24 protein-coding genes and 1 tRNA gene are annotated in these 25,575 nt (G+C 24.2%); 14 read left to right on the top strand and 11 right to left on the bottom strand.

What is annotated here, in order from left to right:
• Positions 1 to 623: 623 nt before the first annotated feature.
• Complete coding sequence (rpsD, locus tag LT335_RS01340; RefSeq protein ID WP_249728060.1) at positions 624 to 1,235, bottom strand: 30S ribosomal protein S4; 612 nt, start codon at positions 1,233 to 1,235, stop codon at positions 624 to 626.
• A gap of 332 nt (positions 1,236 to 1,567) precedes the next feature.
• Between rpsD and LT335_RS01335 the strand changes: the two genes are divergently transcribed.
• The 11 genes from LT335_RS01335 (at position 1,568) to fakA (ending at position 11,874) form a co-directional block, all read left to right on the top strand.
• Positions 1,568 to 2,965: a hypothetical protein gene (locus LT335_RS01335; protein ID WP_249728058.1), complete on the top strand. Its 1,398-nt coding sequence runs from the start codon at positions 1,568 to 1,570 to the stop codon at positions 2,963 to 2,965.
• Positions 2,966 to 3,082: 117 nt separating this feature from the next.
• Entirely contained in the window at positions 3,083 to 3,379 is a 297-nt protein-coding gene (locus LT335_RS01330; protein ID WP_249728056.1) for a citrate lyase holo-[acyl-carrier protein] synthase, read from the top strand.
• A gap of 50 nt (positions 3,380 to 3,429) precedes the next feature.
• Positions 3,430 to 4,404: an L-lactate dehydrogenase gene (locus LT335_RS01325; protein ID WP_249728054.1), complete on the top strand. Its 975-nt coding sequence runs from the start codon at positions 3,430 to 3,432 to the stop codon at positions 4,402 to 4,404.
• A 287-nt stretch (positions 4,405 to 4,691) separates the two neighbouring features.
• On the top strand, positions 4,692 to 5,522 hold the full coding sequence (locus tag LT335_RS01320) for a DUF3800 domain-containing protein (RefSeq protein WP_249728052.1): 831 nt from the start codon (positions 4,692 to 4,694) through the stop codon (positions 5,520 to 5,522).
• A gap of 108 nt (positions 5,523 to 5,630) precedes the next feature.
• Positions 5,631 to 6,065: a 50S ribosomal protein L13 gene (gene rplM, locus LT335_RS01315; protein WP_249728051.1), complete on the top strand. Its 435-nt coding sequence runs from the start codon at positions 5,631 to 5,633 to the stop codon at positions 6,063 to 6,065.
• Positions 6,066 to 6,080: 15 nt separating this feature from the next.
• Entirely contained in the window at positions 6,081 to 6,485 is a 405-nt protein-coding gene (gene rpsI / locus LT335_RS01310) for a 30S ribosomal protein S9 (RefSeq protein ID WP_249728049.1), read from the top strand.
• A gap of 89 nt (positions 6,486 to 6,574) precedes the next feature.
• Positions 6,575 to 6,651: transfer RNA gene (locus tag LT335_RS01305), tRNA-Ile, on the top strand.
• A gap of 100 nt (positions 6,652 to 6,751) precedes the next feature.
• Positions 6,752 to 7,864 carry an ABC transporter ATP-binding protein gene (locus tag LT335_RS01300; RefSeq protein WP_249728047.1) on the top strand — a complete coding sequence of 371 codons (1,113 nt, stop codon included), beginning with the start codon at positions 6,752 to 6,754 and terminating at the stop codon, positions 7,862 to 7,864.
• An 8-nt stretch (positions 7,865 to 7,872) separates the two neighbouring features.
• Positions 7,873 to 9,294, top strand: a complete 1,422-nt coding sequence (locus LT335_RS01295) for an ABC transporter permease (RefSeq protein ID WP_249728045.1) — start codon at positions 7,873 to 7,875, stop codon at positions 9,292 to 9,294.
• A gap of 77 nt (positions 9,295 to 9,371) precedes the next feature.
• Positions 9,372 to 9,791: a ribosome hibernation-promoting factor, HPF/YfiA family gene (gene hpf / locus LT335_RS01290; protein WP_249728043.1), complete on the top strand. Its 420-nt coding sequence runs from the start codon at positions 9,372 to 9,374 to the stop codon at positions 9,789 to 9,791.
• A gap of 421 nt (positions 9,792 to 10,212) precedes the next feature.
• Positions 10,213 to 11,874: a fatty acid kinase ATP-binding subunit FakA gene (gene fakA, locus LT335_RS01285; protein ID WP_249728042.1), complete on the top strand. Its 1,662-nt coding sequence runs from the start codon at positions 10,213 to 10,215 to the stop codon at positions 11,872 to 11,874.
• A 93-nt stretch (positions 11,875 to 11,967) separates the two neighbouring features.
• Here the strand turns inward: fakA and LT335_RS01280 are convergent, their stop codons facing one another.
• On the bottom strand, positions 11,968 to 12,105 hold the full coding sequence (locus LT335_RS01280; protein WP_249728040.1) for a hypothetical protein: 138 nt from the start codon (positions 12,103 to 12,105) through the stop codon (positions 11,968 to 11,970).
• Between the two features lie 150 nt (positions 12,106 to 12,255).
• On the opposite strand from LT335_RS01280, the gene LT335_RS01275 reads away from it, so the two are divergent.
• Positions 12,256 to 13,071: a hypothetical protein gene (locus LT335_RS01275; protein ID WP_249728039.1), complete on the top strand. Its 816-nt coding sequence runs from the start codon at positions 12,256 to 12,258 to the stop codon at positions 13,069 to 13,071.
• 16 nt (positions 13,072 to 13,087) lie between these two features.
• Here the strand turns inward: LT335_RS01275 and LT335_RS01270 are convergent, their stop codons facing one another.
• The 9 genes from LT335_RS01270 to polA all read right to left on the bottom strand — a co-directional run bounded on the left by LT335_RS01270 (position 13,088) and on the right by polA (position 23,436).
• Complete coding sequence (locus tag LT335_RS01270) at positions 13,088 to 13,717, bottom strand: hypothetical protein (protein WP_249728037.1); 630 nt, start codon at positions 13,715 to 13,717, stop codon at positions 13,088 to 13,090.
• A gap of 1 nt (position 13,718) precedes the next feature.
• The gene (locus LT335_RS01265) at positions 13,719 to 14,447 is read right to left on the bottom strand and encodes a hypothetical protein (RefSeq protein WP_249728036.1); all 729 of its coding nucleotides are present in this window, start codon (positions 14,445 to 14,447) and stop codon (positions 13,719 to 13,721) included.
• 154 nt (positions 14,448 to 14,601) lie between these two features.
• Positions 14,602 to 15,273: a hypothetical protein gene (locus tag LT335_RS01260; RefSeq protein WP_249728035.1), complete on the bottom strand. Its 672-nt coding sequence runs from the start codon at positions 15,271 to 15,273 to the stop codon at positions 14,602 to 14,604.
• Positions 15,273 to 16,466, bottom strand: a complete 1,194-nt coding sequence (locus LT335_RS01255) for a phosphoglycerate kinase (RefSeq protein WP_249728033.1) — start codon at positions 16,464 to 16,466, stop codon at positions 15,273 to 15,275. The genes LT335_RS01260 and LT335_RS01255 overlap by 1 nt, the downstream gene beginning before the upstream one ends.
• A gap of 117 nt (positions 16,467 to 16,583) precedes the next feature.
• Positions 16,584 to 17,588: a type I glyceraldehyde-3-phosphate dehydrogenase gene (gene gap / locus LT335_RS01250; protein ID WP_249728032.1), complete on the bottom strand. Its 1,005-nt coding sequence runs from the start codon at positions 17,586 to 17,588 to the stop codon at positions 16,584 to 16,586.
• Positions 17,589 to 17,698: 110 nt separating this feature from the next.
• Positions 17,699 to 18,577 carry an ATP-binding protein gene (locus LT335_RS01245; protein ID WP_249728031.1) on the bottom strand — a complete coding sequence of 293 codons (879 nt, stop codon included), beginning with the start codon at positions 18,575 to 18,577 and terminating at the stop codon, positions 17,699 to 17,701.
• Between the two features lie 49 nt (positions 18,578 to 18,626).
• Positions 18,627 to 19,739 (bottom strand): DnaD domain protein, encoded by a 1,113-nt coding sequence (locus LT335_RS01240; RefSeq protein WP_249728030.1) that lies wholly within the window; start codon positions 19,737 to 19,739, stop codon positions 18,627 to 18,629.
• A 205-nt stretch (positions 19,740 to 19,944) separates the two neighbouring features.
• The gene (gene mutM, locus LT335_RS01235; protein ID WP_249728028.1) at positions 19,945 to 20,775 is read right to left on the bottom strand and encodes a DNA-formamidopyrimidine glycosylase; all 831 of its coding nucleotides are present in this window, start codon (positions 20,773 to 20,775) and stop codon (positions 19,945 to 19,947) included.
• A 36-nt stretch (positions 20,776 to 20,811) separates the two neighbouring features.
• The gene (polA, locus tag LT335_RS04480) at positions 20,812 to 23,436 is read right to left on the bottom strand and encodes a DNA polymerase I (protein WP_249728027.1); all 2,625 of its coding nucleotides are present in this window, start codon (positions 23,434 to 23,436) and stop codon (positions 20,812 to 20,814) included.
• A gap of 162 nt (positions 23,437 to 23,598) precedes the next feature.
• Between polA and LT335_RS01225 the strand changes: the two genes are divergently transcribed.
• Both LT335_RS01225 and LT335_RS01220 read left to right on the top strand, forming a co-directional pair.
• Positions 23,599 to 24,825 carry an AAA family ATPase gene (locus LT335_RS01225; RefSeq protein WP_249728026.1) on the top strand — a complete coding sequence of 409 codons (1,227 nt, stop codon included), beginning with the start codon at positions 23,599 to 23,601 and terminating at the stop codon, positions 24,823 to 24,825.
• Positions 24,826 to 24,889: 64 nt separating this feature from the next.
• Positions 24,890 to 25,429, top strand: a complete 540-nt coding sequence (locus LT335_RS01220; protein ID WP_249728025.1) for a hypothetical protein — start codon at positions 24,890 to 24,892, stop codon at positions 25,427 to 25,429.
• Positions 25,430 to 25,575 lie beyond the last annotated feature (146 nt).

Here is a 25,575-nt window from a genome sequence, read left to right as displayed (position 1 = left end):
CCTGTTAAAGCTAATGCTAAAATTAATTTGTTAAGCGGTTTAACTAAAATTTTTCTTTTTGATTCAGATTCTAAGTATTCTTCTACTATTTTTTTTCTTCTGTATATTCCATTATCGTATACTCTCCTTTTGTTCTTTCTTTCAAAAAAATAATACTATAAACCAGGTCTTTTATAAAGACCCGAAAATTAACGCATAAAACGGCGTATATGCCGTTTTTTTGTTTCAGTATTGATTTTAATTTTTCTTGGTTAATTATGCTCCTAATAAAAGCGATTTTTTGCTAGATCAATGTTTTTATTGGCAATTAAATTTCGGTAAGGATAAGTATAATAAAAAATTGAATCTAAAGCATCATGTAACATCTTCTTGCCAATTATTTACAATCAGGTAATTAATTTTAGATGACGGCAAAAGGTATCGTGATATCCAAGACACTATACCTAAGACAAATATCTCTTTAATGACAATTGGTCGTTGATTTAAAAATATCGTGTTAAAAATATATTAACTTTAATAACTCGTGGCCCTATGAAAAAGTTAATCGCCTATTGATTTAAACAATAATTAAGGTTAATTAATGAAAAAAATCATTGTTAGTTTAACAATGATTTTTATTTTGATTAAGCACGACCATATGATTCAATTACTAAAGCTTCTTGTAGATCAGAATTTAATTCTTCTCTTAATGGTGTTCTTAAATATTTACCTGTAAATGTTTTTTTATCAAATTCAACAAATGGTAATGTTGATGCGTTAATTTGTAATGATTCTAAAATCTTAACATTTTTCTTTGATTTTTCATCAATTGTAATTGTGTCACCAACTTTTACTAGATATGAAGGAATATTAATCTTCTTACCATTAACTAAAACATGACCATGGTTTACTAATTGACGAGACGCATTTCTAGTTGTTGTTAGTCCAAAACGGAAAATAATATTATCTAATCTTGATTCTAAAAGAATTAATAAATTTGTCCCTGTAACACCATGTTGTAATTTTGCTTTGTTGAATAAGTTTTTTAATTGACGGGCATTAATTCCATAAGCAAAACGAATTTTTTGCTTTTCTTGTAGTTGTTGTCCGTAAGTTGAAAGTTTAATTTTTTTTGTTCCGTGTTGACCAGGTGGATAACTTCTCTTTTTTCCTTTAGTAAATTCTTTACCTGATTCTAAAACCGAAAAACTTAATCTTCTTGATTTTTTAAACATTGGTCCTGTATATCTTGCCATAAAAAAACCTCCTTATGTAAGCAATTAAGTGAACAAACACAAAGAAGTTAATAAATCCTTATTAAGAGAGTTTTTCTTTCGCCTGAACAGCTCAGGTTACTTTATAAAATAGACCAAGAAGTTGTGAAAAACTATTTTAAACTTAATAATATTTATTTGCTGCTTTTGTGATTTGCTAATTAATTATATTAAATGTGTATTTATTTGTCAAATATTAATAATTAGGTAATTTTATTATTTTAATTTATTGATTTGTAACTTATAATAACTTTATTATTTATTATTTGATTTGAATTTTGTCATTCAAATAATTTAAAGATTAGGGTTATTTTATGTTATCACAGTTAAAAATTAGTAAAAAAACATTACAAAGTAATTTTAAAACTATTCTTCGAATTAATAAAATTGATTATTTAATGTATTTTTGTGTTTTTCTTTTCACAATTTTACCAGCAATTTGAAATTTATTAAGAACTCATATTATTGCCAATTATATTGATTTTAGTGTTGAAACTTATGCCCAATGAACATATCTTGAAACCCTATTGGAGATGTTGCAAGAAGGAATGATTTTACCTTTGTTTTGATGATTTGGTACATCAATGAAAAATAAAAATGAAATAATGGGAAAAATTAAAACTGCTTTTATTTTAGTAGCAATAATATACACATTATCTTTAATTTTAACTTCAATATTTTCTAATAAATTTGTTCTCTTTTTGAATAATGATAGTCATGTTGAAAATTTATCATTTTTTGTTTTGCAATTGTGATCAAAGTTACCAGAAGTTTTATTGTTAATTTGTACAACAGTATTAGTTTTATTTCAAAAATATATTTATACATTAATTTTAGCAATAGTGAAAATTTCAATTGGGATTTTTTGTGATTATATTTTTTCTACTAATTTAGTCATAACTCCAAAGTTATCATTAGTTGGTGTCAGTTCTTTGTTAGCTAATTTTATTGTTTTTATTATTGCTTTAGTTTTAGTTATAAAAATTTTTGGTTTTAAAATTTTTTTTAATAATAAAAATTATGTTAAGCCAAAGAATGTTTTATCAACTTCATTGTGGAGTTTTTTAGATTCTTTTGTTCGAAATGTTTTTTATTTATTTGTTTTTGCAAAATTAATGAATAATATTGATGGCTCACAAGCTTATTATATTGCTAATGCTATTATTTGAAATTGAATGTTAATTCCTTTAATAACATTATCGGATGTTCATAAATCGCAAACAGCTAAAACATTAAAAAATAAAAGTGAATCAATAATTTTATTTTTTCAATATCAATTGATTTCCCTTTTCGTTTTTTTACTAATGATGAGTATTTTTTTACCATTATGAAAACCTATGGCTTTTTTCATGAGTAATAATCAAACTACGACTTTGTTATCATGAAAAATTGCTAAAATCGTTATTGGCTTTTATATTTTATATGCTACTTCTGCAACTGCTGATTCATTTTTCTATGGATCAGGTAAAACAATTAACTTGTTAATTCAAAGTTTAATTGTCAATATATTAGTTTATGTACCAGTAATTATTTATTGACAGATTGCTGATAAAAGTTTAAGTTTAGATGCAATTGTTTTAATTTTTGGGAGTACGATGGCATTAGATAGTTTTATTGGTTATGGTTTAATATTTTTTACTTTTTTGAGATGGAAAGAAAAAGCAACAGATAAATCTTTAATAGTATTTAAGCAAAGTGCAAAAATAAATTAATAACTTTAACTTTGAGTTATTTATTAAGATTTTTATTTTTTTATTTAAAAACTTGTGATAATCTTTTATTTAAGAAGTAAATAAACTATCTATTTTGGTTGTAAATGGGGCGGTAGTTTGATTAATGGGTTTTTAATTGAAGAAATAGATATTGAAAATAAAGAAATAATGAAAAAAGTTCAAGATTTCTTAAAACAAGAAGCATTGGTAATCAATGATCAAATTGATTATTGTGCAGTTATTAATGATGAAAAAAATCATAAAATTTCTCGAAGCGAACTAAATTATCCATTAAAAAAATGTTATTTATGTTCAAATTCGGCCAAATTATGTGCAAGAACGAAAAATCATCCGCTAGATTTATTACTTTCATATATTAATAAAGTTATAATTCAAATATTTGATATTAAATAAAGTTAAAAAGTTTTTATTAAAAGTAAAAAAATATTGGGAAGGAAATAAAGATGAAAAAAATTGTTTTAGTTGGGTGTGGTGCAGTTGGTAGTAGTTTTATTTATAGTGCAATTAATCAAGGTTTAGCAGAAGAATATATTTTGATTGATAAGTTTAAAAATTTAGCTGAAGGTAATGCTCTTGATCTTGGCGATGTTCAAGCATCATTGGAATACCCTTTCACGGCAATTAAAGTTGGAGATTTTCAAGATTGTCACGATGCTGATTTAATTGTTATTACTGCTGGCAGACCAAGAAAAGTTGGCGAAACGCGATTAGATATGGTTAGTGATAATGCAAAGATAATTAGTGATATTGCTTTAGAAATAAACTTATCAGGTTTTAAAGGTATTACTTTGATTGCTTCAAATCCTGTTGATGTTATGACAGCAGTTTATCAAAAAGTTACTGGTTTTGATGTTCATAAAGTTTTAGGAGCAGGAACAATTCTTGATACTTTGAGATTAAAATATTTACTTGGGCAAAAATTAGAAATTAATCCTGAATCAATTTTTGGTTATGTCCTTGCAGAACATGGTGATTCTGCTTTTATTCCGTGAAGTAATGTTATTGTTGCTAATCAATCTATTTTGGAAGTTATGACAAAAGAAGAATTAGAGTTACTTGAACAAGCAGTAAAAACAAGAGCTGGAGAAATAATAAAACTAAAAAATGCAACTTTTTATGGTATTGCTGCTGGACTAACTTTTTTGATTAAAATGATAATGAAAAATCAAGACACAATGTCAATTGCTGGTGCTTATCTTAATGGTGAATACGATAATCAAGGTTTTTATATTGGTGTTCCAGTAATTTTAAATCAAAATGGTTGAAAAGAAGTTGTTCAATTACCATTAACAAATGAAGAACAATTGAAGTTTAATCATTCTTGTCAGATTATTAAAGAAAATTTAAAAGTTGCTTTATCAGCAATTGCTGATAAAGTTATTAAATCAGATGAAAGAATTGAGAAAAGTAGTTATTAAAGAATAGATATTTTTGTTTTTGAATTTTGCTATTATCGCGTCGCTACTTTTTGTTTTTTCTGTTAATTTCGCAATTTAAATATTATCGCTTGAAATTTGTTTAAATTGTAGTAAACTTTACTTAAGTGTATAGCTTAAATTCGTCGTATACACCATTAGCCTCACGAGAGGGATGTTTGCCATATCGTGGCCACTCAGCAATGTGATTATATTACAACATTGCTGTTTTATTTTGTTTAAATTTGTGATATCTTTAAATAAGAAAATTTGCGTAAGGAGTTTAAAATATGATTAATGATGATGAAATTAAATATTTTCAAGGTAATTTAGATTCAAATACCGTTTATATTTTTATTGATGAATCGGGTAATCCTAATAATAAACTTTTTGAACATATAACAATGGATATTCAACAAAATGGTAAAGTTTCAAATGAAATTAAAACTTATACATTAACTGCTCTCGTTATTAAGTCAGTTAAACAATATGGTTTTTTAGAAAAAGAGATGAATGATATAAAAAAAGATTTTTTTCCTAATCAAAATCCTGAGTTAATTACTTTACATAGAACTGATTTAAGAAATGATTTATTTAGAAAAGAAAATAATTTATCATTGGAACAAGTTTATTTATTGGAAAATAAAATTTATAAATTAATTAGAGTTCATCGATTAATTACTTTTTCTATTTCATGCAATCGTGAAGTTTTACTAGATAATCCAAATTATCAATATGATGAAAAAACTAATTGAAAAGAAGTTCTTTTTCATAATTTATTAATGAAAATTCAAAGAAATATTAAGAGAAAAAATCGTCGTCAAAAACTAGTTTTAGTTATTGAAACAACGCAAAAAAAGAATGACAAAAAAATAGTTAAATTCATTAATGAATTAATTCAAAAAAAAGATTTATGATTATTTAAAAAAGTATTAATAACTAATAAAGTCAACAAAAAACGTGAGTCAATATTGGGAAATGAATTAGTAGATTTTATTTGTTATTCATATTTTTTATGAGCTTGTAATTCTTTATTTCATTATTCAAAATTTTCGTTAAGTGGTTATCCTAATCATTATAAAAAAAGTTTGACATTAATTGATACTTTAAAAATAAAATAATTAAAATTAAATTCACTTATACTTGCTTAAATTGTTAATATTATATATAATTATTAATGCTTTAAGCAATTGTAGCCCCGGTAAAGTTACAAATGCAAGGAGAAAAATATGCGTCAAACAACAATGAAATTCAATAACATTGAAAAGAAATGATATGTTATTGATGCTAGTGGACTTGTTTTGGGACGTTTAGCAACAGAAGTTGCTAAAAAATTGCGTGGTAAAGATAAAGCAATTTTTACACCATATATTGACTGTGGTGATTCTGTTATCATTATTAATGCTAACAAAATCAAATTAACAGGCAAAAAGCTGCAAGATAAGAAGTATTACAACCACTCACAATATCCAGGTGGGTTAAGAGTTCGTAAAGCGCAAGACATGTTAAATAAAAATGCTGCTGAAGTAGTTGAAATTGCTATTAAAGGAATGTTACCAAACACAACTTTAGGACGTAAACAATTTACTCATTTACATGTTTATAATTCTGATCAACATCAACATCAAGCTCAAAATCCTGAAGTTTGAGTATTAAAAGATTAATAAGGAGTAATGACAATGACTAATAAAATTACTAGTTACAGTAGTTCTGGTGGTAGAAAAAGTTCAATTGCTCGAGTACATATAACAAATACTAATGATAAAGGTAGTGTTTTAGTTAATGGTACTGAACCAATGAAATTTTTTGCTCAAGAATTATTAGTTAAAGATATGTTATTACCTTTACAAGTAACTAATACTTTAACAAAATTTGATGTTAGAATTAATGTTGATGGTGGCGGAAAATCAGGTCAAGCAGGAGCAGCTCGTTTAGCAATTGCTAAAACTTTAGTTAAAGTATCAAAAGAATATAAGGAACTATTACGTGCTAATGGTTTATTGACTAGAGATGCTAGAATTAAAGAACGTAAAAAATATGGTTTAAAAGCAGCTAGAAAAGCACCGCAATTCTCAAAACGTTAAAAGGGTTTTATCAAAAAACTCTTTTTTTATTTTCAATTAAATATTGCAATAAAAAAATATTACATATATAATTATTTTGTTGCTTTTTTGGGATTGTAGCTCAGCTGGTTAGAGCGCACGCTTGATAAGCGTGAGGTCGTTGGTTCAAGTCCAATCAGTCCCACCATTAAAATAAATATTTTCTTAAAATAAACTTTTAAAAAGTTTATTTTTTTTATATAAAAAAGTAAAATGAATATATAAGGATACGAGAAAGGATAGAATTAATGGTTCAAAAGATTAATTTTGCTCATCAAAATCAAATTTTTAAAATTGAAGATACTAATGAAGATAATAAACAGCATCTAGAAGTTCAAAAAAAAGAATTATCAAAATCAAATAAAGTTTCTTTTAAATCACGACTTAATCGAATTTTTAATATTCATAAAGGAAACAAAATTAATCAAGAGTATGCTGATTATGCAATTTATATTAAAGATTTTACGAAGCAATTTAGAAAATTTAAAGCTGTTGATAATGCGACAATTAAAGTAAAAAAAGGCACTATTCATGGTTTTATTGGTCCTAATGGTTCAGGTAAAACGACAACAATTAAATGTTTAATTAGTGCCATGGTTCCAACTAGTGGTCAATTATTAATTCATGGTCAAGATTCTTGAACTGTTGGTGCTAAGAAACATATTGGTTATATTCCAGAAGCAGCAAGATTTCCAAGAAAAATTTCGGCTTATGATTACTTAATTTCTATGGCTCAAATTAGTGGTATAAGTGTCAAAGATGCTAAACTTAGAGCTGAAAATATTTTAAAAGATTTAGGTTTATGAGAAAAAAGAAAACATAATCCCAATGCCTATTCTTCAGGAATGAAAAAGAAAGTTTTATTGGCACAATCATTATTAAATGATCCTGATGTTTTAATTTTAGATGAACCAGCGGCGAATTTAGATCCTACTGCGCGAACAGAATTATTTAATGAATTAAGAAAATTACGCGAACAAGGTAAATCAGTATTTATTTCTTCTCATATTTTGTCAGAGCTACAAACATTAGCAGATGAAATTACAATTTTAAATTATAGTAAAGTTGTCTTTCAAGGACCAGTTAATCAAAGTGATTCTAAATATCAAGTTAGTACTAATGATAATAAAAAGTTTAAGAAAATTTTAATAGCAGCGAAGTTTCATGTTGAAACTGATGAAGAATATTTATTAGTTAAAATTAGTGAAAGAACTGACATAGATCTTAATAAAATTATGACACTAGCTTTAAAAGAAAAAATTACTATTACATTTTTAAAACCATATATTGTTGATTTACAAGAAATGTATGAAAAAATTGTCATGGAAAATCGGCCAGTACCAAAAGAAAGAGAAAGGTAAGTAAGGAAATGCCAATATTTCGTTATACAACTAAAAAAATTTTTATTTCCCCTTCAACTTGAGTTGTCTTATTTCTTAGTATTGTAATTTTAGCTTTAAGTTGAAGTTTACCCTTTGTTTTAGCAAATGCTCAAGCTCCAATTAAAATTTCTTGAACTAAAAATTTAGTTTTATCGACTATGTTAAGCACATGAAAGATATTTACTTTTAGTACTTTTATTAGTTTTACTTTAATCATTTTCATTGGTGTTAAAGCAACACAAATTTTTCGTGATGAAATTGATGATGGGACTTTGTTAATTTTAGTTTCAAAACCAATTAGCAGAAATAAAATTTGAAGAGAAAAATGATTATCTTTTCAAGTTACTTTAATTTTGTATGTATTTTTAACAATTTTAGTCTCAGGTTTGTTTCTTTTAATTCCTAAAATTGGTAATGCGACAATTTATGGTGCACTTGTACCTTATATGGGAATTTTATTTGGAATTGCTTTACTTTTTGATTTAATCATTTCTTCAATTATTTTATTATTATCTTTAGTTCTTAATAGTAAAGCAACAATTGCTATTTCAGTTGGGTTCGCTGCTTTAATTGGTATTTTTTCACAAACATTAGAATTTTTAATTCCGATTTCAGATAACTACTTTAATGCTTCTCATGCTGTGGCAGTTTTACATAATCTTGAAGATCAATTAGATACTACTGAGATTAGTTGGGTAAAAACGCAATTAACCGGAAGTGATTATCGAAGTACGATTAAAGATATGTTGGAGAGAATTTATAACGAAAATATTACTGATGTTGATTATCCAACTTTTTATGATCCTGCAAAAGAACAAACAGTTTTAAATGATATTATTAAAAATCCTAGTAATTATTCAAACTATTCAGCAGATGATGTTACTTTAATTAGTCATATTGTTAAAGTTTCTAATGTTTTTCGCCAATGAAAGCAACAAAGTTATGAAGAATTGATGACTTCAATTCAAGTTGGTATAGGAAATGGATCAACAATAATTATTATTGATAATGGAACTAATGTTGTTAATTATAGTTTTTATAATCTGTATCATGATATTAATCTTCACTTTTCACAATTAGATGTAAATAGTATTAAAACAAAAATTTTTCAAAAACGAATGTTACGATATTTTAATATTTTTTATCATTTTTATTACTTGTGAGTAGGTACTTGAAATGATACTCATAGTTTATATGTTGATGATGCTACTTATATTGGCTACAATGATCCTTATTTAATTTCATTTAAAGAAGTTAGCAGTGACCCAGCGACTAAATATCAAGTTAATGATAGTTCTGGAAATAGTAAGATTCTTAGTTTTCCAATTTTACTTGTTGTTTATTTATTAATTGGTTTTGCATTGCTTGGGACAAGTTGATATATTTTTAATAGTCGTGATTTTACATAATTATTATTTTTTTGAAAAATTATTTTTTTCATGGCAAAATAAATATACAAAATGATTAAAAGAAAGTAGGGGAAATTATGATTATAACTATCCATGGTAAAAATATGGAAATTACTCCAGCAATTAATAAATCAGTTGAAACTAGTTTAAGTAGACTAGAAAAATTTAAAAAATATATTCAACCTAATACACGAGCTAAAGTTGAAATTCGTAGTTATTCTGAAAACTTATATAAAGTTTCTGTTAATATTAATATTCCATTTAATAAACACTTGCAATGCGAAGTGAAGCATGAAGATTTATATTTAGCAATTAAACAAATAGTTAATCCTTTAACACAACAATTAAATCATATTAAAACTCAAACAGAAAGTAAAAATTCGATTAGAACTGGCGAAGTAATTTTAGAAAATTCTCAATCAATTGATTCTGATTATCAGATTGAGGAGTTATCAGATTCGCAAGAAGAATTTGATGATTTTGAAAATAAATTTTAAATGAATTAGAAATCCTACTAAAAATAAAATAGTAGGTTTTTTTATTTTTTTATCATATTATTTTTCAATTAATTAAAGTTATTATGTTAATATTATGCAGTTTAATGTATAATATTAAATGACTTAGATAGTCTGAAAGCAATTTGAAATTAGTAAAATCAATGATAAAAGCAAATATTTTATTTCTTTTAGAAAATTAGATTTAATAGTGAAAACGAAAATTATAAATTAAAAAAATTATCTTATTTAAAAAAACAAGTTTTAATAATAATAGCAATTATCCTTTTTTCTTAATGTTAATTTTTGAAAAAATTATTAATTTAAAATAAAATAAAGGTATATTGTTTTAAAGGATATTAAAAATAAATTATTTTGAAATTTTATTAATTAAGAAATTATTGATTATAAAGGTGAAAATAGAATGAAAAAAATTGATCTAAAGATCTTAAAAACAATGTTAATTAGTGGTGCTAATAATTTATATAATCATCACTATGAAGTTGATAAATTGAATGTTTTTCCTGTTCCTGATGGTGATACTGGAACAAATATGAATTTGACAATGATGAATGGTGTGAAAGGATTAGATAACAAGGATTTTACAACTTTTAAAGAATTTGGTAAAGAGTTTTCTCGTGGTTTGATTATGGGCGCTAGAGGAAATTCTGGTGTAATTTTGTCACAAATTTTTCGTGGCTTTTTTCATGATTTTGTTCATAATAAAGAATATACTGATATGAAAGTTCTTAAACCACAATATATTTTGAAAGCATTAATGCAAGCTAAAGAGTATGCATATAAAGCAGTAATGAAACCAGTTGAAGGGACAATTTTAACTGTTATCAAAGATGGTGCTACTAAAGTTAATGAAGAATGTAAAGATGAAAAAGATTCGTTAGTTATTTTTCAAGCATTATTGAAAGCAATGCAAGATTCACTAACTTTAACTCCAACATTATTACCAATTTTAAAAAAAGTTGGCGTTGTTGATTCTGGTGGTGCTGGTTTAGTTTATATTATTGAAGGTATGGTATATGGTTTAAAACATAATAAACCAATTGCAATAAGTAAGAAATTATCGCCAGAAAATAATAAATTTGATTTTTCAGTTAATAATGATGAAGAATTTGGATATTGTACTGAATTGATTGTTAAATTAAATCATATTGATAGTCCTGATTTTGATTTAAGCAAAACACGAAGTGATTTAGAAGAAATGAAAGGTCAATCCTTAGTTGTTGTTGAAGATCAAAATTTACTTAAAGTTCATGTTCATACTTTGCAACCAGGAGAGATTTTAAATTATTTACAAAAATTTGGAGAATTTTTAGCAGTTAAAGTTGATAATATGACTGAACAAGCTAAAGCACATTCGCAAACAATTATTGCAACAAGAAAATTAGCAAATCCGTATGCTGTTATTGCTTTTGTTCCTGGCAAAGGTATTGATGCTTTTTTTAAAGAACAATTAAATGTAGCAGAAACAATTTTTTATTCTAATAAAATAAACCCTGCTACTGATGATATTTTAAGAACAATTGCGGCAGTTGATGCTAAGGTAGTTTATATTTTACCAAATGATAGTAACTTACTTTTAACTGCAGAACAAGCAAAAAAGTTGGAAAAGAAATCAAAGGTTTTTATTATCCCAACTGTTAATATTGCTCAAGGGATGCGTGCTGCTTTAAGTTTTAATAGTAGTTTATCAGGCAAAGAAAATAGTCGTATTATGACTAATGAAATTAATAATGTTAATTATGGTTATCTTTCAATTGCTGACCGCAATGTTGAAATTGATGATATTGAGATTAAAAAAAATCATTATATCACTGCAGGAATAAGTAAAAATAATCGAAAGTTAAAAATTCTTGCTTCTAGTGAAGATTTTAATGTAACAGTGAAAAAATTATTTGATAAAATTTTATGAAAATCAACAGAAATTATTACAATTTTTAAAGGTAAAACTGCTACTGAAGAACAAATTGCTAATCTTACTAAAATTCTTGAAGATAATTATGACATTGAATATGAATTTGTTGATGGTCAACAAAGTGTTTATAATTTCTTGTTTGTTGTTGAATAGTTAAAAATAATAATTAAAGTAAACATAATGATTGGTTGTTTATTTTTCTATCAAAAAAACAGTTTTAAGTATCTCCTTAAAACTGTTTTTTATTTATCTAGTTAAACTTCTTTGACATTGTTTACATGTTTTCATGTGATTAGGATATTTTTCTTTATTTTTTAAATACTGATTGTGTTGCTTCATCTTTAGACGATTATTAAATTTTTTAAAAATATCTGAAAATTGCATTTTTACCCTCCCATTAATAAATTATTCCCTTATTTAATTTTAATGAAATAATGATATCATATTTTGATTTTAAAAAGTTGTTTTTTCTTTTCTTGTTATGATATATAATTATGATATTAATTTTTAACAAAAACTAGAAAGGATGTTAATATGAATTACTTAGGAGTTGGATTTGATTCGGGTAATCCTGAAACTTGAAGTACGGGATTAATAGCTTTTGCTTCTGTTGTTGGATTCATTGGTCTAATTTTAGCGATTGTCACGATAATATGATTTGTTACGTGAATTAAATATTCTTTATTTAATCGTACTAATAGTGCTAATTTAACTGGTGGACAACTATCACAAATATATTTACAACGATATGGAGTTAATGCTAAAAGAATTAGATATAAGAATAAAGGTGATGGCTCAATTAATAATATTAATGTTGAATCAAGGTATTTTTATTTAAATCCTTATATTATTAATGGTAATAGTTTAACATTACGATTAGTGCCTTGAACATATCATCGAAGTTCAATTTATACTTTAGCAATGGCAATGGAAAGTACTTGGGCAATTAGTAGTTCTAAAAGTACTCGTTTTAATAGTTTTTGATGAGATTTTACAAGAAAACTTACTTTAATTTTTGTTTTAATACCATTGGTCTTTGCTTTAATTTTTGTTCTTGCACCTTATCTTAATTGATCTGGTTTTGTTAGTTCAAATTCTAATACAATTGCGATTGTTTTATCAATTATTGGAGCAATATTTTTAATTGCCTTTTCACTTTCACAATTAGTCTTTTATGCTAAGTCAAGAAAAGAGATTGCTGAAAACTTAAAAGGAATATTGCAACCAAAGGAAATTAAAGCTATTAGTTGAATTTTTCAAATTAAATTTATTTATTATTTAATTAGAATGATTTATGAAGTATTAAGATTTATTTTACAAATTATTATTTTGATTGAAAGTGATCGATAAAAAGAGCAACTAAGTTTTAGTTGCTCTTTTCTTTTGTATTAAATTCAATTATTTCTTTATAAAAACGGTAATTGCGAAAGTTTAAAGTAATTATTGTTAATAATATTAAAAACTTATTCTTAGTTCCTTGATATTTTCAAATAAAAATCATGATAATCAAATTAATAATAAAAACTACAGTTTCAATTGATAAAGTTATTAATAATCAAAATACTTTTTTATTATCATGAATAATAGGATAAAGGCTAAGCAGAGTTGTTAAAGCACAAATAAAAAATCATAATAGCACATAGAACCGTCATTCTTTTAAGACAAGATAGTAACGGTATTTTTTCTTATCAAGTTGATAAAATGTTAAATAAAGCATTAAAAATAAGCCAGCAGTAATTCTAAATCATTTTGGTATTGTTTGATTATTTTTTTGATATTGAGCACATTTTCAGTATAAGGAAAAAAGGATGCAAGAATAAAATAGGAAAAAAGCGCCAAGAACTATTGAAAAAATATTTGGAGTTTTAGGTATTTTCTCAGTCATTTGAATAGTAGCAGGTACAGTTAATAATAATCCACCAATAATTCCAATTGGAGCAGCAATTTTCATTTCTTTGTATTGTTTACTAAAAGGTTTTTGATATGTTTTTACCATTTTAATTGCTTCCTCATTTTACGCCTGGAACAACTCCCATTATACCTAATCAACATCCTTTGACACTGTTACTATAAAATAATAAAATAATTATGCTTTTTACTATAAATCCAGCAATAATGGCAGCAATAACTGCTGTAAAGCCTGAAGTTATTAAGGTAGCAGCAATTGTACTAGCTGCGGATATAAAGCCAGGAGAACCAGACATTTTAGAACCAATATCGATAATTTTGTCAATTGCATTAATACTTAAATGTAATTTTCAATATATAAATCAATATCAATGTCATTCTTTTCAGAAGTTAGGATTATGTTGTATTGTTATTACAGAATTGTTAAAGTTAATATGATTATTGCTGTCAAAACTAACTAGATTAAGTTGCTGTTGTACTTTTAAATTTTCTAAATATTGTTTGCTTAATATCATTTGATAAACTTCTTTTGAATATAATTTTGGATTTAAAATTTGATAATTAATTGTAATTTGATTATTGGTTAAAGTAATACTAGCAACTAAATTATTTTCCATTTCTTGATTTACTTGATTAGTTCTAGAGTTATATTCTTGATTTAATTTTTCAATTTTAATATCATCTTGATTTAAAGTTGTAGAGATTTCAGTTTGAATCACATTTTCAGTAGTTTTCTTAGAATATTTATTACTTAATAATTGGTTTATTGTAATTGATGTTGCACAAATTGCTAAAGTAGTTAAAATTACTTTTTTCATTATTTATACCCCCTTTTATTAAAGATAATATCATAATTTTATTTTTTATCAATTTATTAAAAATGTTTATTTTTTGATTGCAAAATAAAAAGTAGTAAGTGCTGTTTAAATACTTACTACTTTAGTTGCATTATAGCTAACTATTCGCTTTTAATTAAAATAATAATTCTGAACCTGGAAATAAAGTTTTATAACCACTAATTCTTTTAACCATTTTTAATAAATTTTGATTATCAAAAGTTTTAGTTAATTGAATAACTTCTTTTCTTAATTTTTCATAACTCATTGTTCAAAGTAATCAACTTAAAACTAAAAAAATTAACACAATAAAACTTAAAATACTTATGACATTTGTATCAACTTGGTTAATAGTTTTTTGTGCTAAATTAATATAATAAATTAAACTTAAAGTAATTGTAGCTATTGCACTTAAATAAAAAATTAAGGTACTAATTATTAATATAATATTAGTTTTTCTGTTAGTTTTTTTTCATTTAATTAATAAAATATTAACTAAATTTTGGTAAACATTTCAAGTTGTTTTTTCTTCAAAATTTCGGTTTGATAATTTTAAACAATTATTTTGCTTGTGATAATTTGCAAATTTAACTGCTAGTTTTACTTTTTTTACTTTTACATCTTGATAATCTTGACTTATTAACAAAGTTTCATAGGTTTTATTTGTTAGTTTAATTTTTGTTTTTTTAGCAGTAATAACAATAATACTTCAAACAATTAATTGAATTATTAACATTACAGAAATTACTGCTAATAAAAATAAACTTACAATGATAAAAACATTATCATTTTCGGAATTTGTTGTCATTAGTTTTTGTTTTTAATTGCTGTAATTCCTGGCAAGTCTTTGCCTTCAAGATATTCTAATGAAGCACCGCCACCAGTTGAAATAAAGCTAACTTTTTTTTCATAATGAAACTTAGTTACAGCAGCAGCACTATCACCACCACCAATTAAACTAAAAGCACTTTTTAAATTTGCAATTGCTTCACAAATTGCTTTTGTTCCATGAGCGAAGTTATTCATTTCAAAAACTCCCATTGGGCCATTTCAAACAATTGTTTTAGCTGATTTTAATTTATCTTGGAATAATTTTTCTGTTTTTGTTCCAATATCTAAGCCCATTAAATTATCGGCAATATTTTGATCAGTAGTATTTGTTCCTTTAATATCTTTAAATTCTGGTGCAGCAATATAATCAACTGGTAAAACTAATTTATCCTTACCTAAATTAATTAATTCTTTTGCTAAGTCAACTTTGTCATTTTCTACTAATGACTTACCAATTTTATAACCTAGTGCTTTCATAAATGTATAAGCCATGCCGCCACCAATTAAAACTGAATCAGCTTTAGTTAGTAATTGTTTTATAACATCAATTTTATCAGAAACTTTAGCGCCACCTAAAATAGCAACAAATGGTCTTTCAGGATTAATTACAACCTTATTTAACATTGTTAATTCTTTTTCAATTAAAAAACCAATACAACTATCTTTAATATAAGTTGCAATACCAACATTAGAAGCGTGAGCACGATGAGCAGTTCCAAATGCATCGTTAACAAAAACTTCTCCTAGGCTAGCTCAATATTTTCCTAATTCAGGATCATTTTTACTTTCTTTTTTACCATTTAAATCTTCAAATCTAGTATTTTCAATTAATAATAAATCTTTTGCTTTTAATTTATTAACGGCTGTTTCGAGATTTTTACCTCTAGTTTCATTAATAAAAATAACTGGATGATTAATTAGTTCTTGTAATTTTTTAGCAACTAAACTGAGACTACGAGTTTTTTTGTCTGCTTCGGTTTTAATTCTTCCCAAATGAGATAACATGATAATTTTAGCATTATGATTTTGTAAATATTTAATTGTCTCTAAAGCTGCTTTGATTCTTGTGTCATCCGTAATTTTATTATTTTCGATTGGAACATTAAAGTCCAAACGAACAATGACTTTTTTATTTTCAAAATTAATATCTTTTAATGTTTTTTTATTCATTTTTTTCTCCTAGCACTAAACTATTATATTTTATAGTTTATAATTTAATATTTCAATATTTTAAATATTCGGTAATAAAAAAATGCACCTTTGAGATGCATTTTAAATTTTTAGTTTTTACAATTGAGCAAAGTATAAAACAGTTCTAACAAGTTGTGAAACATATGACATTTCATTATCATATCAAGAAAATACTTTAACAATTTGTTTACCATTAATAGTCATTACTTTAGTTAAAGTAGCATCAAAGATTGAGCCAAAACTTGAACCAATAATATCTGTTGAAACAATTGGATCTTCTGTATATCCAAGTGATTCATTTGCATGTTTTTTCATTAATGTATTAATTTCTTCAACTGTGACATTTTTCTTTAATTCAATTGTTAAATCGACGATAGATCCAGTAATAAGCGGCACACGCATTGCTGTTCCATCTAATTTACCTTTAACATCTGGAATAACTAGACCAATTGCAGCAGCAGCACCTGTTGAAGCAGGAACGATATTTGCTAAAGCACTTCTTCCTCTTCTGAAATCAGAGTGCTCAAGGTCTAATAAGCGTTGATCATTTGTTGCAGCATGAATTGTAGTCATTCAACCTTTAACAATTCCGTATTCATTTTCTAAAACATTTACTACTGGTGCTAAACAGTTAGTTGTACATGAAGCAGCTGAAATAATAGTATCATTTTTATTTAAAGTTTTATGATTAACGTTATAAACAATAGTCTTTAAATCACCTTTTGCTGGCGCAGAAATAACAACTTTTTTAGCTCCGGCATCAATGTGAGCTTGAGCCTTATCTTTTTCAGTAAATCTTCCTGTTGATTCAATAACAACATCAACACCTAATTCTTTTCATGGTAATAATTTAGGATCTGTTTCTTTACATACTTTAATTGTTTTACCAGCAACTGTAATTATGTTTTTACTTGCATCTGCTTTAATTTTGTCAGCATTTCATGATCTATGTGCTGAATCATATTTTAATAAATAAGCCAAAGCTTCAACCTTACCTAAATCATTGATTGCAACAATTTCAATGTTTTTTTGGTTGAATAATTGGCGAAAAGCTAGTCTACCGATTCTTCCGAATCCATTTATAGCAACTTTTACTGCCATATTGATAATTCTCCTTCTACTATTGAGTTTCAAATAAAATTATAGCAAAATATCAAAACAATAATAAGGGTATTTGGAAATTTTTTTCTATTTTAAATATTTTATAAAAATTAATTTTTATTATTTAAGTCTTGCTTTGTTAATTTTATTGGCAAAGTTAACTTTTTAATTCTTTCAATTAATCTTTTAACTTTAGTTTCTTCAATTTTATTATTTTGTTTACGATAACAATCTGCTAATTCATTAATACTAAAATTTGAATTAATAAATGTTGTTTTTAAAGGTAAGATTCTAGCATTAAGAATCGGAAATAGTAATTCATCACGTTCTCAAGCAGTAACTAATTCACTACCTAAGTCATCAATGAACAAAAAATCACAATTTTTTATTTGATCAATTTTATTACTATTATCATTCTCATTATTAAAATTTTTTTTAATTTCAATAATGAATTCTGGTCAAGAAATAAAACAAACAGTGTGTTTTTTTTGGATTAGTTTATTAGCTAATAAAATAAAAATAAAAGTTTTACCAACTTGAGAATCACCATATAAATATAAACCAGGATAATTTTTTGCTTTTAAAGTTTGTTTTAAGTAATTAACAATTTCTTGACGCTCTCTGCCAACTACTAAAAAATCTTTATTTCAGGAAAGTGATAATAAAGCATCATCATAATGACGAATTAAAAACTTATTCATTACTTGTTTTTGATCTAGATTATTAATTCGATGTAGACAATCAGTTAGAATTGTATTAATTTGTTGATTACTATTAATAATTAGTTTTAAACGATAACCGGGAATTTCTTGTTGACATTTACTAATATTTTCTCGTTTCTTACATAAATTATAACTAGTTAAATATGCTTCAAATAAGTGATAATTATCGTTAAGTAATTTATCAGTAATTTTATTTGTCTCAATAAATTCTATAAATTCTTTATTATTTTCATTTGTTTGAAGTAATTGACTTAAATTTTCTGTCATAGATTTAAACTCCTAATTAAAAATGATTATCTACTATAATTTAATTATATTAGTGATTATCAAATTCTTTTAAAATTTCTCTAATTTCTTCTTCTGACATTAAATTTTGATCTTCGTTCTTTTCTAGTTCTTGGAAATTAATGTTTTTTTTGTGTAAATTAAAATCAAATTGATCATTAGTTCATAAAACATCTTGACGATAAGATTTACTATTAGCAAAAGAATGCTTTTTGCTTTTTAAATAAGCTAATTTTAAATGTTTTAAAGCGTCATTAGCGTTATCAATTTTATTTTCTTGAAATGTTTTAGCAATTTTTAAAATATAATTAGGTTCAATTCGTTTATCATTTTTGAATCAGGTATATTCAAAAAGACAATTAATTACTTCATTATTAAGTTGATATTCAAAACTTAATGATTTTAAAGTATTTTTTAATTTATTATCAATTGGTTTTTTAGTTAAGTATTGAATATAATCTTCAGGACTTTTTTCTTGAATTAGATTTAAAGTTTGATTTAAAACATTTTTGTTATTAATATTAAAAGTTTGTCGCGTTGCTTCTAAATTTGCTCGCATTTGATAAGGTTTGATTGTTTTTTCAGGTTGATTAATGATAATAGTTTCTTCAGTTTTATTTAATTTATTAATTAATTGTTGTAAATTGATTCTTGAAGGACTAATTTCTTCTTCTTGAGTATGGCTAATATTAATAAAGTCTTCAGTAATCTCTGGTTGAAATTTTAAAAAATAATATTTTTGTCTTTCAAATTGTAAAGCTCCTAATTTATTTGTTAATTTATTTTCTAATTCGGGATTTGCAAAAAATTGTTTTGGTAGCAAAGGTTTTTGTAATTTATAAATATAAATTGATTTTAAAGGAAAATAATAACTAATTAACAATTTATAAGTTTCTAATTTTTGAAATGCCTGTAATAATTCAATTTCATTAAGACCTAATAATAACATTAATCTTTTATGGTTAAATTCTAAATTAATTCTATTAGTTAAATTTTTTTCTTGAATTAAAGTTAGATATAAATTTATGCTATTAACGCCAACTATTGGTTGATATAACATAAAAAGATATTGGTAGTCTATGATATCAATATTATCATCAAGTATTAACTGAAAAGTATCAGATTCGTTAATTATTCTTTGCATTATTACTCCCTTAGCACTTAAAAAATTGGTCTTAGTATAAACCTATCATTAATTATATTAATAATAAAATATAAATAAAGAAATATGATGACTTCACATCTTTATCCACATTTTATCCACAATGAATTTTTACATTAATTTATATTTGTTAATTATTATTATTTTTTCCACACTAATTAAATTATTTTATCCCGATTTAATTAAATTATTTTTTAGTTTGACAATAAGAGCAGAAATAAGTTCCTCGATTATTAACTTTAATTTTTTTAATAATATTTTGACATATAAAGCAAGGTTGATTTACTCTAGTATGAACTTGTAAATGGTTTTGAAAAGTGCCTTTAATACCTAAACTTGAAGTATAAGTAGCAATTGTTGAACCACCTAATTCAATTGATAATTTTAAAATTTTAATTGCATTATTAATAATTGCATTAAGATCTTCACTAGATAGTTTATTGACAGGTGTTTCAGGGTGAACTTTAGCTGCAAATAAAACTTCGTCAGCATAAATATTACCAAGACCACTAATAATAGTTTGATCAAGCAACGCAGTTTTAACTTTTTGTTTTTTATTGTTTCATTTTTCTTTTAAATAATTAACTGTTACTAATTCATTTCATGGTTCTGGACCAATATTAGTATAGGGTTTTAAAGATTGATATGTTTTTTTATTTTGCAAATGAAAAGTTCCAAATCTTCTTGTATCGTGATAGCGTAATTGATAGCCATTATCTAAATCTAAAACCAAAAGAACATGTTTTCAATTAATTTTTTCATCTTTTTTTTGATAATAGTATTTTCCTTCCATTCTTAAATGACTTAATAAAACGTCATCATCCAAAACAAAAATTATTAGTTTTGCTTTTCTTTCAACTTTATGAATTGTTTGACCAACAATTTTGCTTTTAAAAGTTAAAATATCAGGATTTTTAACAATTTTATTAAGAAAAATTCTTATGTTAGTAATTTTATGATTAATTAATAGTGGTTCTAAAGTTTTTCTTACTGTTTCAACTTCTGGTAATTCTGGCATTATTTTGTTCCTTTATCTTTTTAGTTTTTTTTATTATTATTTTAAATCATATCAGTTATTTCCAGAAACACTATTAACTATTAATGGAACTTTTAATTTAATAACTTCATTCATAATTTGGTCAATTTTTTTTGTTTCACTTGCTACTATTTTTTCATCAACTTCAAAAATTAGTTCATCATGAATTTGAGCAACTAATCTTGCTTTAATATTATTTGTTTTAATTTCAGTATCAATTTCAATCATAGCAATCTTAATAATATCAGCTGCAGTACCTTGAATTGGTGTATTCATGGCAATTCTTTGACCAAATTCTCTAATTAAAGAATTTTGATTATTAATTTCAGGTACATCTCTACGACGATGATAAAGCGTTTCAACATAACCGTGTTCTTGGCAAAATTTAATTGTATCGCTAATATAGTTTTTAATTTTTGGATAAATTGCTAAATATTTATCAATAAATTCTTTTGCTTCTTTTACTGAAATTTTTAGTTGTTGTGCTAAACCAAAGCTAGATATCCCATAAATAATACCAAAATTAACAGTCTTAGCACGGTTTCTTTGTTCTTTTGTTACTTGACTTAATTCAACATTAAAAATTTTACTTGCAGTTTCTAAATGAATATCATGACTTTGTAAAAAAGCATTAATTAAATTTTCATCATTGCTAATGTGAGCTAAAAGTCTTAATTCAATTTGTGAATAATCACAAGAAAGAATTTTTAAATTTTCTTTACTCGGAATAAATATTTTTCTTACTTCTCTTTGCTCAGTATCTTTAACAGTAATATTTTGCATATTAGGATCAGTTGAAGATAATCTGCCGGTACTTGTTTGAACTTGATTGTAAATTGTATGAATTTTATTATCAGGAAAAATATATTTTTCTAAACCATTAAGATAAGTAGTATAAAGTTTTTGTAATTTGCGGTATTCTATTAAAATTTTAATAACGGGATGTTCATCTTTTAGATTAATTAGAACTTCATAAGCAGTGCTGCCTTTTTTTAAATTGGGTAACTTTAATTCATTGAATAAATAGTTGCTAACTTGTTTTGGCGAATTTAGGTTAATTTTTTGGTTAGCAATTTGATTAATTTTATCTTCAATTTTTTCCAAATTAATCTTTGTTTGTTCAGTCATACTTTTTAATTGTTTACGATCAACAGCAATACCATTAATTTCCATAGTAATCAAAGGATAAACTGTTGGCAATTCAATTTCTTGGTATAGATTTCAACTATTAGTATTTTTTAATTTTTCAATTAAGATTGGATAAGATTCAACTAAAAAATTTATTTTTAATTCTAAATATTTAGCAATATCAATTTCTGAATTTGGAATTTTTTTCTTACTTGCCTTACCATAAAATTCAGCATCATTTAATTCACCATAATTTTCTGTTTCTAAAATATGAGCAATATTTTCTAATGTAATATTTTCATTAGCATATAATAAATAACTAGCTAACATATGATCAAAAATAAAACCATTGATAATAATATTAAAATTATTAATAGTAGAAATAATAGTTTTTTTAATGTCTCAAGTAATTTTTTGATATTTTTTATTAGTTAAAAAATTTTGCAGTTCTTTATCTTCGGCAATAATGCTTTTTCGGCAATAAAAAACACCAAATTTATTTTTAATTACAATTGCTAATAAGGGATCACGATGGTAATTATTTCAAAAAATTTCAGTTCATAAATAATTAACTTCATCATTAAATTTTGCATCTCATTTTTCAATAATTTTAATTTTGCTATTTTTAATTGCATTAACTTTTTTTTCGGTTTTAGTTCCGTCAATTAAACTTTTCATATCATATTTTTTATAAAATTCTTGTAATTCTGGTTTTTTTAATAAATTAATATCGTAATCACAGTCTTTTAAAGTTTTTTTTATTGGTGCATCTTTTAAAATTGTTGCTAATTCTTTTGTTAAAAGACCAGTTTTGCTATTTTTTTTAATTAAATTGCTTTCTTTTTCTGATAATTCATCAACATTTTTAATAATTTCTTCCAAAGTATGATATTTTTGTAATAATTTAAGTGCAGTTTTTGGTCCAATACCTTTAATACCAGGTAAATTATCGGAATTATCACCAATTAATCCTTTATAATCAGGAATTTGCTTTGGATCAAGCATTAATTCTTTTTTTAATGTTGTTTGATTAAATGTTCTTAGTTCACTTAATCCTTTTTCTGGTAATAAAATTTCAATATTTTGATCTAATAATTGATATAAATCTTTATCGCTACTAATAATATTAATATGATAATCTTTAGCTTTAAAAATAATTGTTCCAATTAAATCATCGGCTTCATAATTAGTTTCTTGTTCTCAAGGAATTTCTGCTAAATTTAAAAATTGCTTTACTAAATCAATTTGCACTAATAATTCGCTTGGTGTTGCTTTACGAGTTCCTTTATATTCGTTATATTTTTCATTACGAAAAGTTGTTTTACCAGCGTCAAAAGCAACAAAAATTGCATCATAATTATTTGCTGTAATAAATTTATTAAGCATTCTAATGAAAGCATATAAAGCATTAGTTGGAACACCATTAAATGAATGTAAATTAGCACCACGATATGCTGTTGCGTAATATGCTTTATAAATTAAATTATTACCATCAATAATTAATGCTTTTTTCATTTTTCACCACAAGCGATTTTTTTCTTTTTAATTATAACAAACAATAATTAAAAGAAGAGTCTTGAAATCAATTTTAAAAAATATTCTTTTTATGAATTTTTATCGTCATACTTTTTTATTTATGTTACAATTTTTTTGTAATAAGAAAAAGGAGGGGATACAATGATTACAAAAATTAATATTAAGGGGTTCAAATCTTTAAAAAATGCTGAAGTTGAATTTTATACTAATAAAAATATTGCTGATAAAAATAAGGAAGTTGTTAGAAAACATAAATTAGCAAATAGTAATTTTGTTTATACTTTTAATCTTGCTGGTATTATTGGTGTTAATGCTTCAGGAAAAACATCTTTTTTTGATGCAATTTATATGTATCAGCAAATTATAATTAATCAATTTGATAAAATAAAAAGTAAGAATTTTTTTGAATTAGAAAAAAAATCAAAAGAATTTAGTTTTGAATATTTAATTAATAAAAATATTGTTAAACATGAAATTCTTATTGATGAAAATTATCAAATTTTTTCAGAAAAATTGTATTTACAAGAAAAACAATTCAATAATAATTGAAAATTGATTTTTGATAATAAAAATAAGTATTCTTTATTATGAAGAATTGCTGAAATTTCGCAATATGAAAAAAATGAAACTTTTAATTTAAATAGTTTTGAAATTAATTTAATTAATCAGCTTTTTAATTTCATTAAAAATATTGCTTATTTTAAGAACAATTGAGGTGTTATTGAGGAAAATTATTCTTTATCTTGAATGAATAAAAAAATCAAAAGATGTTTTCTTGAACAAAAGAATCTTGAAAATCAAAAATTTTTAAATTTGTTTAAAATTTTAATGCTTGCTGCCGATTCTAATATTATTGATTTTGAATATGATCGATTAAGAGATGAAATAATTGTTTTGGTCAGAAATAATAATAAAATTATTAAAGTTTTTTTAGATAATCTTTCTGATGGAACAAAACGTTTTGTTTTTATTATGTTACCAATACTTTTAAATAAAATACACTCATCATTATATTTAATTGATGAAATTGAAAATTCTTTTCATCCAAGAATTATTGATACAATTTTAAGATTATTTTATTTTAATGAAAATAATCTTAATAATTCACAATTACTTTTTACGACTCATAATCCTTATATTTTTGATAATGTTGAAATTCATAATAGTTGTATTAATGTTAGTTTGTATGATTCTGATAAAAATTTTCAAAAGTTAAGTAATTTTGAAAATTATAGTATTAAAAGAAATGATAAATTATTTTCAAAAAATTATGTATCAGAAATAATTAATTCGCACCCAGATTCTAATAATATTAATGAAATTTATGATTTTTTTAGTAATAACAATGAGAAAGTTAATTTAGTGTAATATGTGAAGGGGTATAGAGTCATTAGCTTTATTGGTAATTTGTTGTGAGGGAAAAACAACACATTTGGATGAACAGAATTATTTTTGTCAGTTAAATAAATATATTAAACAATATCAACCAAAGTTTATTAAATTTACAGAAATTATTTTTATTAAAAGAGAAATTAATTGTATTTTAAATATTGAAAGAACAGTGAAGTTTTTGAAAAGAACTGGAATAAAATCAAAGTACGATAAAATAATACTTTGAAAAGATAATGATAATCAACCTAGTATTCAAAATGAAAATAAAAAAATTGTTAATCTTGAAAATAAACTTTTTGAAGAATTAAAAGAATATTTAGTTACAGATAAAAGAACTAAAGAAAATTTTGCAATTTGATTTTTACCTCAAGGTTGAAACTTTGAAATATTTTATTTAAATCATTTTTCTATGTCACCTAAATTTAAAAATAAAAGTAATTTAAAAGAATTGTTTAAAGAACATGATCATTTTATTAAGAAAGTGTTTAATGAAGAAAACTTTAGAAATATTGATACAAAGTTAAAATCATTAGATTCAAATATTTCTTTGTTTGATTTTTCGGATGATAAAGAAAGATAATAAAATATAAAGATAAAAAGAGTTTATTAAATTTAATAAACTCTTTTTTGACATAAAAAAAACAAGAGTCGGGATGACTCTTGTGATACAAGAATATCTAAGGCAATATGAATTATAAAAAAAGGGGGATTAATTTATTTTATAAA

The sequence above is a fragment of the Spiroplasma attinicola genome (assembly GCF_023509825.1).
Classification (GTDB): domain Bacteria; phylum Bacillota_I; class Bacilli_A; order Mycoplasmatales; family VBWQ01; genus Spiroplasma_D; species Spiroplasma_D attinicola.
Note: the sequence above shows the minus strand (reverse complement) of the source record. Positions and strands in the feature narration are given on the sequence as shown.